This is a genomic window from Nocardia sp. NPDC052316, assembly GCF_044547795.1.
In the GTDB taxonomy this organism is placed as follows: domain Bacteria; phylum Actinomycetota; class Actinomycetes; order Mycobacteriales; family Mycobacteriaceae; genus Nocardia.
In genome coordinates, this window is the sequence record NZ_JBIUBB010000004.1 from 105,632 (window position 1) to 119,613 (window position 13,982).

A 13,982-nucleotide genomic window follows, 5' to 3' on the forward strand; every position below is an offset into this window, starting at 1 on the left:
GGTAGACGATGACGACGATGCGGGACGCGGTCGACCTCGAATCTGCCGTCGAGGCGTTGAACGCCGCCCGCTCGGTCACCATCCTCTGCCATGTGCAGCCGGACGCCGACACCGTCGGCAGTGGTCTCGCGCTGGCGCTGGTACTGCATCGGCGCGGGATCCCGGTGTGGGTGTCGTTCGCCGAACCCGCCCAGCTGCCGGAGTCGATGCGGTCGTTGCCCGGGGTACATCATTTAGTGGCCCCTGCCGACGTACCCGCCGAGGTCGATCTGCTGGTTGCGGTCGACTGCGGCAGTGCCGGGCGGCTCGGCGCGCTGGCGGATCGAATGGCCGGGGCCACAAAGACTTTGGTGCTCGACCATCATCGATCCAACACCCGGTTCGGCTCGATCAACGTGATCGACGCCGGGGCGGAGTCGACGACCAGTTTGATCGTGCGGCTGCTCGATGCGTGGGGCGTGCCGATCGATGCCGAAGTGGCGCACTGCCTGTACGCCGGTCTGGTGACCGACACCGGCTCGTTTCGGTGGGTTCGGCCCGGTACGCACGAGTTGGCCGAGCGGCTGCTCGCCACCGGCATCGACAGTGCCGAGATCGCCAGGGTCTTGCTGGACACGCATCCGTTCGGCTGGTTGACCATGCTGTCGCGGGTGCTGAGTACCGCGCGGCTCGAGCCGGGGGTGCACGGCGGTATCGGGCTGGTCTACGCGGTCGTGCGGCGCGAAGACATCGCCGGGGTCAGCTCCGAGGAGGCGGAGAGCGTCATCGACATCGTCCGCACCACCTCGGAGGCGGGAATCGCCGCGGTGTTCAAGCAATCCAGCAGCGTCGCCGATCGGTGGACCGTGTCGTTGCGGGCCAGGGACAGTCGGCCGGGAGCGGACGACGGGGTGGACGTCGCCGAGATCGCGACCGCGCTCGGTGGTGGTGGCCATCGATTTGCCGCCGGGTACACGGCCTATGGAAATCCGGACGATCTGGTTGCGGGGTTGCTGGCTGCCCTCGGGTGAGTCCGGCGCGGTCGTTTGTCGGTGCCTCGTGGCAGAGTCTCGCGTGGGCAGGATCGTAGGCGGCGACGGGGAGGTTTCGTGGGTTCGATGAACTCGGGCGGTGCGGAGGTCTCCGGCGGAACCGACGACCCTGCGCTCGTTGCCGCGTCAGACGTCGCCGGGAGCGTTGCCACGGCGGCGGATGCGGCGGCCGGGGTGGGTCCGCGGCGCATTCTCGGGCTGGCGCTGCCGACACTGGGAGTGTTGGTGGCCGAGCCGCTGTACCTGCTGTTCGACCTTGCCGTGGTCGGGCGGCTCGGGGCACTGGCGTTGGCCGGACTCGCGGTCGGGGGATTGATTCTGGCGCAGGTGAGTTCGCAGTTGACGTTCCTGTCGTACGGGACGACGGCGCGGGCGGCCCGCAGGCACGGCGCGGGGGATGAGCGTGGCGCGGTGGCCGAGGGCGTGCAGGCGACGTGGCTGGCGATCGTGGTCGGTGCGCTGATTCTTGTGCTGGTGCAGGTTTTCGCGGTGCCGCTGACCAATGCGATCTCCGGCGGTGGCGACATCGCGGACGAGGCGTTGATGTGGGTGCGGGTCGCGCTGTTCGGGGTGCCGCTGATTTTGATCTCCATGGCGGGCAACGGGTGGTTGCGCGGGGTGCAGGAGACTCGGCGGCCGCTCGTCTATGTTGTTGCCGGGTTGGGTGTTTCGGCGGTGCTGTGTCCGGTGCTTGTGCACGGATGGTTCGGGGCGCCGCGGTGGGAGCTGCCCGGGTCAGCCGTCGCCAACGTTGCCGGGCAGCTGGTGATGGCCGGGCTGTTTCTGAATGCCCTTGTTCGGGAGCGTGTCTCGCTCGTTCCGCACTGGTCGGTGATGCGCGCGCAGCTGGTCCTCGGCCGTGATCTGATCGCCCGCAGCCTCGCCTTCCAAGCGTGCTTCGTCTCCGCCGCCGCCGTAGCGGCCCGTTTCGGCGCCGCCTCGGTCGCCGCCCACCAGTTGGTGCTGCAACTCTGGAATTTCCTTGCCCTGACCCTGGATTCGCTCGCCATCGCCGCCCAGACCCTGGTCGGCGCGGCCCTCGGCGCGGGCGACGCGCGCGGTGCCCGCGGTCTGGCCGCCAGGGTCACCCGCTGGTCCGAGATCTTCGCCCTCGCCCTGGCCGCCTGCTTCGCCGCAGGCGCCACACTCATCCCGAAGCTGTTCACCGACGACCCCGACGTCCTTGACCGCACCCAGGTCGCCTGGTGGTTCTTCGTCTGCATCATCCCCGTGGCAGGCATCGTCTTCGCCCTGGACGGCGTCCTGCTCGGCGCGGGCGACGCCGCCTACCTGCGTACCAGCACCCTCGCCGCCGCCATTCTCGGCTTCCTGCCCGCCATCTGGCTATCCCTGGTCTTCGACTGGGGTATCGCCGGAATCTGGTCCGGACTGGTCGCCTTCATGGTGCTGCGGTTGGTCGCGGTGTCGTGGCGGGCCTGGTCCGGACGGTGGGCGCAGACCGGCGCTGAAATCCCCCGGCAACAGGTGTAGGCGCGACCTGCGGCGTTCTCCTTCTGGTCCGCGACCGTGCGAGCTCGTGGCGGCGGGGTGACGGGCGCGCGACGGTCGAGGTGTGCCAAGGTAGGTGTGGTGATACCCAAGTTGATGGCGGTGAGCGACATTCATGTCGGACACCAGGGGAATCGGCCGGTAGTCGAGCAGATCCACGCCGACTCGCCGGAGGACTGGCTGATCGTGGCCGGGGACGTGGGCGAGAAGACCGACGACATCCGGTGGGCGCTGGAGTTGCTGCGCGGCCGGTTCGCCAAGGTGATCTGGGTGCCCGGCAACCACGAGCTGTGGACGACGGCGAAAGACCCGGTGCAGATGACCGGCGTCGCTCGCTACGACTATCTGGTGTCGATCTGCCGAGACCTCGACGTGCTGACCCCGGAGGATCCGTTCCCGGTGTGGGAGGGTGCTGGCGCGGAACAGTACGGCGGGCCGGTGACGCTGGCGCCGCTGTTCCTGCTGTACGACTACTCGTTCCTGCCGAAAGGCGCCACCACCAAGGCCGAAGGGCTCGCCATCGCGCGGGACCGCAATGTGGTGGCCACCGACGAATACCTGCTCTCCCCGGACCCCTACCTGACGCGCGACGCGTGGTGCCACGCCCGCGTGCAGTTCACCAAGCGCAAGCTGGACGCGCTGCCCGAGGGCACGCCGCTGGTCCTGATCAACCACTTCCCGATGGTCCGTCAGCCCACCGACGTGCTGTTCTACCCCGAGTTCGCGCTCTGGTGCGGCACCGAGCTGACCGCCGACTGGCACACCCGTTACAACGTGGTCTGCTCGGTCTACGGCCACCTGCACATCCCGCGCACCTCGCACTACGACGGCGTCCGCTTCGAAGAGGTGTCCCTCGGCTACCCCCGCGAGTGGCAACGCCGCGGCCTCCCCGAACGCCTGCTCCGGCAGATCCTTCCGGCGCCCGTGTACCCGCCCGGCTCGCTGAACGACTGGGGCGGCCACTTCAAGGTCACCCCCGAGATGGAAGCCGCCGCCGCGGAGATGCGCGCCAAAGCCGAACGCCGCCGCGGCGTCTGAGCGCTGACGCCGGATATCACTGAGCTGGAGTCCGGTCCGCCGAGGTCGCCGCAGGTCGCCGGTGACCTCGGCGGGTCTCGGGACGTGTTGTGGGAGCGCGCTGCGCCTCGTCTAGGCTCGACGGCAATGATCGAGAACATATTGCCGGCGGGTGTGGCGTCGGCTGAGCTGCTGGAGTATCCGGAGGACCTGAAGGCGCATCCGGCCGAGGAGCATCTCATCGCGAAGGCGGTGGAGAAGCGGCGGCGGGACTTCATCGGGGCCAGGTATTGCGCGCGGTTGGCGCTGGCGGAGCTCGGTGAGCCGCAGGTGGCGATCGGCAAGGGGGAGCGGGGTGCGCCGGTCTGGCCGCGCGGCATCGTCGGCAGTCTCACCCACTGCGACGGGTATCGGGCCGCCGCGTTGGCGCACAAGATGCGGTTCCGGTCGATCGGGATCGACGCCGAGCCGCATGCGACGCTGCCCGAGGGCGTGCTGGACTCGGTGAGCCTGCCGCCGGAGCGGGAGTGGTTGAAGTCCGCCGGTTCCGCGTTGCACCTGGACCGGCTGCTGTTCTGTGCGAAGGAAGCGACCTACAAGGCGTGGTGGCCGTTGACCTCGCGCTGGCTCGGCTTCGAGGAAGCGCACATCACCTTCGAGATCCAGGACAGCTCAGGCACTTCCGGCCAGGGCACCTTCCACAGCAAGCTGCTGGTGCCGGGGCAGACGAACGACGGTGGGGTGCCGCTGCTTTCGTTCGACGGCCGCTGGCTCATCGCCGACGGGTTCATCCTCACCGCGATCGTGCTCGACTGATGAACGGTCTCGGCGGACTGCTGATCGTCGACAAGGATGGCGGCTGGACCAGCCACGACGTCGTCGCGAAGTGCCGGAAGCTGCTGCGCACCAAGAAGATCGGCCATGCGGGCACCCTGGACCCGATGGCGACCGGGGTGCTGGTGCTCGGCGTGGAACGCGCCACCAAACTGCTCGGCCTGCTCACCCTGACCACCAAGGCGTACACCGCGACCATCCGCCTCGGCCAGGCCACCACCACCGACGACGCCGAGGGCGAGGTGCTCTCGACCACCCCGGCCCTGCACCTCACCGACACCGATATCGCCGCGCACACAGCGAAACTCACCGGCGACATCGAACAGGTGCCCGCCACCGTCAGCGCGATCAAAGTGGACGGCGAACGCGCCTATGCCAGGCACCGCGCCGGCGAAGACGTGCAACTGGCCGCCCGCCCGGTCACCGTGTCCCGCTTCGACATCCTCGCCCGCCGCGACATCCAGGACGGTGCGTTCGTCGACTTGGACGTGCTCGTCGAATGCTCCTCCGGCACCTACGTGCGCGCCCTGGCCCGTGACCTCGGCGCCGCGCTCGGCGTCGGCGGCCACCTGACGGCGTTGCGCCGCACCAGAGTCGGCCCGTTCACTCTCGAACACGCCCGCACCCTGGACGAATTGGCCACCGCCGCCGAATCCGAGGGCTCCCTGCTCAGCCTCGACATGGACGAGGCGGTCCGAACCGCCTTCCCGCACCGGGAGATCGACGATACCCAAGCCAACGACCTGCGCAACGGCCGCTGGCTGGACCCGATCGGTCTGCCCGGCGTCTACGCCGCCATCGATCAGGAGGGTCGCGCGATCGCCCTGCTCCAGGAAAGCGGCAAGCGCGCGGCATCGGTCATGGTTGTTCGCCCGTCCAACCTGTAGGCCGCCGACGGCCGGTAACCACGGCTCCCGGTCTGAGCGGACACTTTTCTCGCGATCCGGTCGAATTCGTGGCTTCGTGCACGAAAAGTGGTGGCTCAGGCCGGGTTCTCCTCCCCGAGAATCGGCTGCAAGGCGCCGAGGAGCGCGCCGACGCTGATGTCGAGCAACTCCGCGCGGGAGAGGTGCTTGTTCTCCAGCCACTCCACGGTGAGGATGCGGACGAAGGTCAACCAGCTCATCAGGATCGAGGACACCTGGGTGCGGGTGGTGCCCTCGACACCAAGCACGTCCAGCAGCCGGTGGCGTAGTTCGCCGAGTTCGCCCGCGATGATCGCCTGAATGGTGGGATCGCCCGCGAGCACGCGGTTGGCCGCGAGCACGCTGTGCGCGTTGGCTTCGAAGTAGTCGAAGTGTGTGTCCAGCCCCGCGGCGAGTTGCTCGGCGAGGGGTCTCTCGGCGTCGAACGTCGTCGCGACCAGCAGCTGATCGGCCGCTTCTTCGTAGACACCCGCGAACAGGTCCCGCTTGCTGGGGAAGTGGCGGTAGAGCAGTGCGCGCGATACGCCGGCGGCGGTCGCGACGTCTTCCATCAGCACCGCGTCGTAGGCGCGTTCGGCGAACAGCCGCGCGCCGGCTTCCAGCAGCACCTTGCGGCGCTCGTCGGGGGAGAGGCGGCGGCGAGTACTCATCCGGAAAAGCTTAGTTGACGTATGTCTACTAGGCGTCGTAGGGTCTCTTAGTAGACAACCATCTACTAGCGGATGGTTGGCGGGACCTACTGCACAACAGCGGTATTCGCACACTCCGGGGAGAAAACATGGCTGCAACACTGAAATGGCTATCCATGGTCATGGGGGTCGCCTGCGTGGCGATCGGCTTCTTCCACATCGCACTCGGCATCGACGGCATCCCCGACATGGGCGACTCCGGCGTCACCGCCGACAGTCAGAGCCGCTTCTTCGGCGCGATCTTCGTCGGTTACGGCGCAGCTTGGATCTGGGCGGCCCGCGAATTCCCGATCCCCTCGACCGTGATCCGCTGGCTGGCAGGCATTTTCCTGCTCGGTGCCGTCGGCCGCGCCGTCTCCGTGGCCGTCTACGGCTGGCCGCACTGGTTCCAGATCGTGCTCACCGCCATCGAAGTAGTCCTGCCCCCGATCTTTTGGTGGCTGGCCACCGCAGACGAAAACCGCTCCGCCACAAGCCCATCCGCCCCCGCCTACCCCTGATCGGACCCGCACCGGCGTCGCCGACCGGGACCGGTACGCATGCTGGGTGGCCTGGTTGGCCGTGCTCCCCTCGTGCAGGCCACCGGCTCCCCGCACGATCGGCGGTTATGGTGACACGGGGCTGCGGCAAAGTGCGAGAACGGGTCTCAACCACTGCGCGAGAACGGGTCACAACGATGTGCCACTCGATGGGCACGGCGACGATTTCGAGCCAATTGCGGGGTATGGGGATTTACCTGGGTAACCATGGGGTGGGTTACGGCGATAGGTCGAGTATCTGATGGCCTGATCGGGAGGTGAGGGCGATGGTTGTCCGCAGGATGGTGCAGCAGGGGTTAGCGGTCATCGCGGTGGCGGTGCTGGCGGCGGCCTGTGGTGGGGGCGGTGACGAGCCATCGACACCGTCGCGAGATCGGTCGACGACCGTCCCGACTTCCGCGCCGAGTGTCCCCACCACCGCACCCACCCAAATCGTGCCGCCGCAGCCCGGCAATCCGCCGCAGGGCTCCGGCACCGTGGTGATCCGGACGCGCACCCTCTCCGGCACGCCGGTCCCGAACGTGCCGGTCAACCTCAGCTTGATTCAGCCCTGCGACCCGGCGAAGCGCGACATCCCCCTCGGCGGCACCGAAGTGCTCCGCCGAGACGCCGTCACCGACGGCAACGGCGCCGCCACCTTCTCCGTCCCGATCGGCTGCTACCACTTCGGCATGGGCACCCCGCCGCCCGGCACGACGCCGGTCCCCGAGGGCATGCACAGCCTTTTCCTCGTGCGCGACGGTGAGCTCGCCGCAGGCGAACTGCGCTTCCAGGAGCCCGACCTGCCCGCCCCGTGCGCCGCGCAAACGATCGTGCACGAACTCGACGACATCGGCGAACTGGGCAGCCACAACGCCACCGTCACCGAATGCGACGGCACCTGGGCGGTCATCGCCTGGGACGTCCCCGGCGACAGCATGCGCATCGTCCGCCGCACCCCCGACGGCTGGGCCACCTACGTCTACTTCCCGCACAACGTCTGCTGGGCAAAGGCTTCCGCCGATGGTGTCCCCACTCGCCTGAAGGAGTACTTCAACTGCTGAGCACCCCCGCGAGCGGGACAGGACGGCGTATCCCCGTGGACGACTAGGCGGTGAGCCAGATGGCTTCGGCAGCGGGACTGCCGAGATCGGTGGGTGTTTCGGCGGTGCCGATCCGAATCGCTATGGTGCCTGCGAAGTCCCGGCGTTCCAGCACGGTGATGGCGGTGTCCAGCGCGATGCCGACGGAGTCGAAGTAGCGGAGCATGTCCGGGTCCGAGTCGGAGATGCGCGCCACCCGGCCGGACTCGCCCGCGCGGAAGTCGCTGAGCTGACGGGCCGGTGGGGTAGGCACGGCACCGTCGACCGAGGGGATGGGGTCGCCGTGCGGATCACGGTCGGGGTAGCCGAGTTTGGCGTCGATGCGGGCCATGAGCAGTTCGGAGACGGCGTGCTCCAACACCTCGGCTTCGTCGTGCACCTCGTCCCAGCCGTAGCCGAGTTCGTTGACCAGGAACGTCTCGATCAGCCGGTGCCTGCGCACCATGGCGATCGCGGCCCGGCGCCCGCCCTCGGTGAGGGTGATCGAACCGTAGCGGGCGTGCTCGACCAGTCCTTGGTCGGCGAGCTTGCGCACGGCCTCGGAGACGGTGGACGCGGACACCCCGATGCGCTCGGCGAGCAGCTTGGTCGACACCTTCTCCTGGGACCACTCCTGTGCGGTCCAGATCACCTTGAGGTAGTCCTGGGCGACCGAGGAGAGCACCGGCGCGATGGTCGCGGTGGCGCCGGGGGCTGGGGTCGGCGCGGCAGCGTCGGCTAGCTCACGGCGGGTGGCGATGTCTCGTTTACCGGGCACATACCCGAGCTTAAGCACATGCCCGCCGATTGACACAGCTCGCCGCACGGGGAAACTCGGGATTCACCACGCGTACACGCCACCGGAAGCGTCGCGTGACATACAGTGCTACACCCGGGCTTCGGTCGAACCCCGTTCAGCTGCGCGATATAAGCTGCCGACTGTGCAGAGATGGCGAGGTCTGGACGACGTGCCCGCGGACTGGGGTCGGTGTGTGCTCACGATCGGTGTGTTCGACGGTGTGCACCGCGGTCACGCACAGCTGATCAGCCGAGCTGTGAAATCGGCGGCCGCGCGCGGTGTCCCGGCGGTGCTGATGACGTTCGATCCGCATCCGATGGAAGTGGTGCGCCCCGGTTCGCACCCGGCGCAGCTGACCACGCTGACCCGTCGGGCGGAGTTGGCCGAGGAATTGGGCATCGACGTGTTCTGCGTGATGCCTTTCACGCAAACGTTCATGAAGCTGACGCCGGCGCGTTACGTGCACGACCTGCTGGTCGAGCGGTTGCACGTGGCCGAGGTCGTGGTCGGCGACAACTTCACCTTCGGCAAGAAGGCCGCGGGCACCATCGAAACCATGCGTGAGCTCGGTCGTCGCTGGGGCTTCGAGGTCGACGGCGTCAAGCTGCTCGGCGAGCACGCGGTCACCTTCTCCTCCACCTACATTCGCGCCTGCGTCGACGCGGGCGACATGGCCGCCGCGGCCGAGGCGCTCGGCCGTCCGCATCGGGTCGAGGGGGTGGTGGTGCACGGCGACGGTCGCGGGCGCCAGCTCGGCTTCCCGACCGCGAACGTCGCGCCGCCGATGCACGCCGCGATCCCGGCCGACGGCGTGTACGCGGGCTGGTTCACCGTGCTCGGTCCCGGCCCGACCATCGGCACCGTCACCCCGGGCGAGCGGGCGATGGCCGCCATCTCGGTCGGCACCAACCCCACCTTCTCCGGCCGGGCCCGCACCGTCGAGGCCTACGTGCTCGACGGCGAGGCCGACCTCTACGGCCAGCACGTCGCGGTCGATTTCGTCGACCACGTGCGTGGCCAGCGCAAGTTCAACTCGGTGGACGAGCTCATCGAGCACATGCAGCGCGACGTGGAGAAGGCCCGCAAGATCCTCGCCGCCGTGGACGATCGGTAGTTGCGGCGCCCGCGCAGGCGGTGATCGCCTCCCGATTCGGCCCAGCGAATCCGATCCGGTAAGGTAGATCCTCGGGTTTGCTGCGGTCCGCGGTGGCGCCCATCCCGGGTAACCGGACATTCGAGCGCGGGACTGAAATAGGGAGTGGATGCCTCATGGCTCTGACCACCGAGCAGAAGTCGGCGATTCTCAAGGAATACGGCCTGCACGAGAAGGACACCGGCTCGCCGGAGGCCCAGATCGCGCTGCTGTCCAAGCGGATCTCCGACCTCACCGAGCACCTGAAGGTGCACAAGCACGATCACCACACCCGGCACGGCCTGCTCGCGCTGATCGGTCGTCGTCGTCGGCTCTCGAAGTACCTGGCCGCCAACGACATCCAGCGCTACCGTTCGCTGATCGAGCGTCTCGGCCTGCGCCGCTGATCGCTCCACACGTCGGCTACCCGAGGTAGCCGGAGACCCGGCCAACGGGGAGACGTACAATCTCCCCGTTGGCTATTCGTGTATGTGGGCGACCGCTTTGGCATAGGCGGTCCGATACACGACAACATTGCACAGCCGTATGCACCCGCCTGCGTGGCGTCGGTCTTCGGTAGTGGCCTCCCGGCAGGGGATATACCGCCGGCGGGCTTCGATCGATGACCGCCTCCGCGTCGCCGTGATCCAAGGGGATTCGGCCGGGTGTGCGCGCCGCGGCCAGGATGGTTGCCGCGCGTCCGTACCAGGTATGGCTGACGAAGAGCCGGATCGCGCCGTTGGGCGCTCGATCCGGCGAAGACGAGAGGTTGAGAGAAGAGAATGTCCGAAACAACTGAACGCAAGTCCTCGGCCGTAGAGGTCGAGCCCGGTGTGTTCGAGTCCGTCGCGCTGATCGACAACGGCAGCTACGGCACCCGCACCATCCGCTTCGAGACCGGCAGGCTGGCTCGGCAGGCCGCAGGCTCGGTCGTCGCGTACCTGGACGACGAGACCATGCTGCTGTCCGCCACCGCCGCGGGCAAGCACCCGAAAGACCAGTTCGACTTCTTCCCGCTGACGGTCGACGTCGAAGAGCGCATGTACGCCGCGGGCCGCATCCCCGGCTCGTTCTTCCGTCGCGAGGGCCGTCCGTCCACCGACGCGATCCTGACCTGCCGCCTGATCGACCGTCCGCTGCGCCCGTCGTTCGTAGACGGTCTGCGCAACGAGATCCAGGTCGTCGTCACGATCATGAGCCTGGACCCCAACGATCTGTACGACGTGGTGGCGATCAACGCCGCATCCGCGTCCACCCAGATCGCCGGTCTGCCGTTCTCCGGCCCGGTCGGCGGCGTGCGCGTCGCGCTGATCGACGGACAGTGGGTCGCGTTCCCGACCGTGGAGCAGCTCGAGGGCGCCGTGTTCGACATGGTCGTCGCGGGCCGCGTGGTCGAGTCCGGTGACGTCGCGATCATGATGGTCGAGGCCGAGGCCACCGACAAGGTCATCGCGCTGATCGAGGGTGGCGCGCAGGCGCCGACCGAGGCCGTGGTGGCCGAGGGCCTCGAGGCCGCCAAGCCGTTCATCGCCCGCCTCTGCAAGGCGCAGGCCGACCTCGCCGAGCTGGCCGCCAAGCCGACCGGTGAGTTCCCGCTGTTCCCGCCGTACGAGACCGATGTCTACGAGGCCGTCGACGGCACCGCCAAGCGTGAGCTGAGCGAGGCGCTCTCGATCGCCGACAAGCAGGAGCGCGAAGCGAAGATCGACGAGATCAAGCTCGACGTGCTCTCCCGCCTCGGCGATGATTTCGCCGGTCGCGAGAAGGAGCTGGGTGCCGCGTTCCGCTCGGTCACCAAGAAGCTGGTGCGCCAGCGCATCCTGACCGACGGTTTCCGCATCGACGGCCGTGGTCTCGCGGATATCCGCGCGCTGTCGGCCGAGGTCGCCGTGGTGCCGCGGGCGCACGGTTCGGCGCTGTTCGAGCGTGGCGAGACGCAGATCCTCGGCGTCACCACCCTCGACATGGTGAAGATGGCCCAGCAGGTCGACTCGCTCGGCCCGGAGACCAGCAAGCGCTACATGCACCACTACAACTTCCCGCCGTACTCGACCGGTGAGACCGGCCGCGTCGGCTCGCCGAAGCGTCGCGAGATCGGCCACGGCGCGCTCGCGGAGCGGGCCCTGATGCCGGTGCTGCCGAGCCAGGAAGAGTTCCCGTACGCCATCCGTCAGGTGTCGGAGGCGTTGTCCTCCAACGGCTCCACCTCGATGGGCTCGGTCTGCGCCTCGACCCTGTCGCTGCTGAACGCCGGTGTGCCGCTGAAGGCGCCGGTCGCCGGTATCGCGATGGGCCTGGTGTCGGACACGGTCAAGAACGACAAGGGCGAGGACGAGGTGCGCTACGTCGCGCTGACCGACATCCTCGGCGCCGAGGATGCCTTCGGCGACATGGACTTCAAGGTCGCGGGCACCCGTGACTTCGTCACCGCGCTGCAGCTCGACACCAAGCTCGACGGCATCCCCTCGCAGGTGCTCGCCGGTGCGCTGAGCCAGGCGCACGACGCGCGCACCGCCATCCTGGAGGTCATGGCCGAGGCCATCGACACCCCGGACGAGATGAGCCAGTACGCGCCGCGCGTCACCGCGATCAAGATCCCGGTCGACAAGATCGGCGAGGTGATCGGGCCCAAGGGCAAGGTGATCAACCAGATCACCGAGGAGACCGGCGCCAACATCTCCATCGAGGACGACGGCACGGTGTACGTCGGTGCGACCAGCGGCCCGGCGGCGCAGGCGGCGATCGACCAGATCAACGCCATCGCGAACCCGCAGCTGCCGAAGGTCGGCGAGCGCTTCCTCGGCACGGTCGTCAAGACCACCGCCTTCGGCGCGTTCGTCTCGCTGCTGCCCGGCCGCGACGGCCTGGTGCACATCTCCAAGCTCGGCAACGGCAAGCGCGTCGCCAAGGTCGAAGATGTGGTGAACGTCGGCGACAAGCTGCGCGTCGAGATCGCCGATATCGACAACCGCGGCAAGATCTCGCTGGTCCCGGTCGAGGAGAACGCCGAAGAGCCGGCCGAAGCCGACACCGTTGATGCGGGCGCGGCAGCGACCGAGTAGTACTTGTCTTTGTGACGACGAAGAAGACGACAGCCCCTCTGCTCCGACGCGAGCAGGGGGGTTCGTCACTGGAGCTGCGAGCCAACATGACCGACCCCGGCGTACACCGCACCGTGCTCCCCGGCGGACTGCGCGTGGTGACCGAACATGTGCCGGGCGTGCGTTCGGCCTCGATCGGCGTCTGGGTGGGCGTCGGCTCGCGCGACGAGGGCCCCACCGTCGCCGGTGCGGCCCACTTCCTGGAACACCTGCTGTTCAAGGCGACGCCTACGCGAACGGCGCTGGACATCGCGCAGGCGATGGACGCCGTCGGCGGTGAGCTCAACGCGTTCACCGCGAAAGAGCAGACCTGCTATTACGCGCACGTGCTCGACGAGGATCTGCCGCTGGCCGTGGACATGGTCTCCGACGTGGTGCTCAACGGGCTCTGCCGCGCCGAGGATGTCGACCTGGAGCGGCAGGTGGTGCTCGAAGAGATCGCCATGCGCGACGACGACCCGGAGGACCTGGTCGGCGACGCGTTCCTGTCCGCGCTGTTCGGTGACCATCCGATCGGGCGGCCGGTGATCGGCTCCATCGAATCCATCGAGGCGATGCACGCCGGGCAGCTGCGCGGCTTCCACCTGCGGCGCTACCGGCCGGACCGGATGGTCGTCGCGGTCGCGGGCAACGTCGAACACGAGCACACGGTGGAGTTGGTGCACCGCGCGTTCGAGAATCGGCTCGACCCGGCGGCCACGCCCGCCAAGCGTCGCGAGGGCCGGTTTCGGCCGGCCGGCGATCCCGAACTGCACTGGAGCCACCGCGACAGCGAGCAGGCGCACCTGGCGTTCGGGGTGCGTGCCTTCGGGCGGCACGAGGGGGAGCGGCGCTGGCCGCTGTCGGTGCTCAACACGGTGGTCGGCGGTGGACTGAGTTCCCGGCTGTTCCAGCGGATCCGGGAGGAGCGCGGGCTGGCGTACTCGGTGTACTCCAGCGTGGACACCTTCGCCGATACCGGCGCGTTCTCGGTGTACATCGGCTGTCAGCCGGAGAATCTCGGCAAGGTAGCGACGTTGGCGCGCGGCGTGCTCGAAGAGGTTGCCGCCAACGGCATCACGGACGCCGAGTGTGCCAGGGCCAAGGGTTCGCTGCGTGGCGGTCTCGTGCTGGGACTGGAGGACTCCGCGTCCCGGATGAATCGCATCGGGCGCAGCGAACTCAGCTACGGCAACCATCGGAGCGTGTCGGAGACGTTGGCGCGGATCGACGCGGTCACCACCGACGAAGTCTCGGCCATCGCCAGCACGCTGCTGGGACGTCCGTTTGCCGCCTCGGTCGCGGGGCCGTACAAGCGCACCCGCGAATTGCCTGCCGCGGTACGCAGATTGGTCGAAGGCTGAT

Annotated in this window: 13 protein-coding genes; 11 read left to right on the forward strand and 2 right to left on the reverse strand. The window is 68.3% G+C overall.

The window, feature by feature from the left end; translation table 11 throughout:
• The first annotated feature begins 8 nt into the window (after nt 1–8).
• The 5 genes from ACIHA7_RS18755 (at nt 9) to truB (ending at nt 5,278) form a co-directional block, all read left to right on the forward strand.
• On the forward strand, nt 9–1,010 hold the full coding sequence (locus ACIHA7_RS18755) for a bifunctional oligoribonuclease/PAP phosphatase NrnA (RefSeq protein ID WP_397291026.1): 1,002 nt from the start codon (nt 9–11) through the stop codon (nt 1,008–1,010).
• Between the two features lie 87 nt (nt 1,011–1,097).
• Nucleotides 1,098–2,522, forward strand: coding sequence for an MATE family efflux transporter (locus tag ACIHA7_RS18760; protein ID WP_397293086.1), 1,425 nt, complete (start codon nt 1,098–1,100; stop codon nt 2,520–2,522).
• Nucleotides 2,523–2,621: 99 nt separating this feature from the next.
• Entirely contained in the window at nt 2,622–3,578 is a 957-nt protein-coding gene (locus ACIHA7_RS18765) for a metallophosphoesterase family protein (RefSeq protein WP_397291028.1), read from the forward strand.
• 126 nt (nt 3,579–3,704) lie between these two features.
• Nucleotides 3,705–4,373, forward strand: coding sequence for a 4'-phosphopantetheinyl transferase Npt (gene npt, locus ACIHA7_RS18770; protein ID WP_397291030.1), 669 nt, complete (start codon nt 3,705–3,707; stop codon nt 4,371–4,373).
• Nucleotides 4,373–5,278: a tRNA pseudouridine(55) synthase TruB gene (gene truB / locus ACIHA7_RS18775; protein ID WP_397291033.1), complete on the forward strand. Its 906-nt coding sequence runs from the start codon at nt 4,373–4,375 to the stop codon at nt 5,276–5,278. The genes npt and truB overlap by 1 nt, the downstream gene beginning before the upstream one ends.
• A gap of 95 nt (nt 5,279–5,373) precedes the next feature.
• Here truB and ACIHA7_RS18780 read toward each other — a convergent pair whose 3' ends face one another.
• The gene (locus ACIHA7_RS18780) at nt 5,374–5,967 is read right to left on the reverse strand and encodes a TetR/AcrR family transcriptional regulator (protein ID WP_397291035.1); all 594 of its coding nucleotides are present in this window, start codon (nt 5,965–5,967) and stop codon (nt 5,374–5,376) included.
• 128 nt (nt 5,968–6,095) lie between these two features.
• Here ACIHA7_RS18780 and ACIHA7_RS18785 point away from each other — a divergent pair, with 128 nt between their 5' ends.
• Together ACIHA7_RS18785 and ACIHA7_RS18790 are read left to right on the forward strand one after the other, a co-directional pair.
• Nucleotides 6,096–6,506 (forward strand): DUF4345 domain-containing protein, encoded by a 411-nt coding sequence (locus tag ACIHA7_RS18785; protein ID WP_397291037.1) that lies wholly within the window; start codon nt 6,096–6,098, stop codon nt 6,504–6,506.
• Nucleotides 6,507–6,811: 305 nt separating this feature from the next.
• A complete protein-coding gene (locus ACIHA7_RS18790) occupies nt 6,812–7,588 on the forward strand; it encodes a hypothetical protein (RefSeq protein ID WP_397291039.1) in 777 nt (258 codons plus the stop codon).
• Between the two features lie 43 nt (nt 7,589–7,631).
• Here the strand turns inward: ACIHA7_RS18790 and ACIHA7_RS18795 are convergent, their stop codons facing one another.
• A complete protein-coding gene (locus tag ACIHA7_RS18795) occupies nt 7,632–8,300 on the reverse strand; it encodes a metal-dependent transcriptional regulator (protein ID WP_397293087.1) in 669 nt (222 codons plus the stop codon).
• Between the two features lie 247 nt (nt 8,301–8,547).
• On the opposite strand from ACIHA7_RS18795, the gene ACIHA7_RS18800 reads away from it, so the two are divergent.
• From ACIHA7_RS18800 to ACIHA7_RS18815, 4 genes are all read left to right on the forward strand, one after another.
• Nucleotides 8,548–9,519, forward strand: coding sequence for a bifunctional riboflavin kinase/FAD synthetase (locus ACIHA7_RS18800; RefSeq protein ID WP_135232331.1), 972 nt, complete (start codon nt 8,548–8,550; stop codon nt 9,517–9,519).
• Nucleotides 9,520–9,674: 155 nt separating this feature from the next.
• Nucleotides 9,675–9,944 (forward strand): 30S ribosomal protein S15, encoded by a 270-nt coding sequence (gene rpsO / locus ACIHA7_RS18805; RefSeq protein WP_014986888.1) that lies wholly within the window; start codon nt 9,675–9,677, stop codon nt 9,942–9,944.
• Between the two features lie 375 nt (nt 9,945–10,319).
• Nucleotides 10,320–12,599 carry a polyribonucleotide nucleotidyltransferase gene (locus tag ACIHA7_RS18810; RefSeq protein ID WP_397291042.1) on the forward strand — a complete coding sequence of 760 codons (2,280 nt, stop codon included), beginning with the start codon at nt 10,320–10,322 and terminating at the stop codon, nt 12,597–12,599.
• A gap of 86 nt (nt 12,600–12,685) precedes the next feature.
• A complete protein-coding gene (locus ACIHA7_RS18815) occupies nt 12,686–13,981 on the forward strand; it encodes a M16 family metallopeptidase (RefSeq protein ID WP_397291044.1) in 1,296 nt (431 codons plus the stop codon).
• Nucleotide 13,982: the final 1 nt, after the last annotated feature.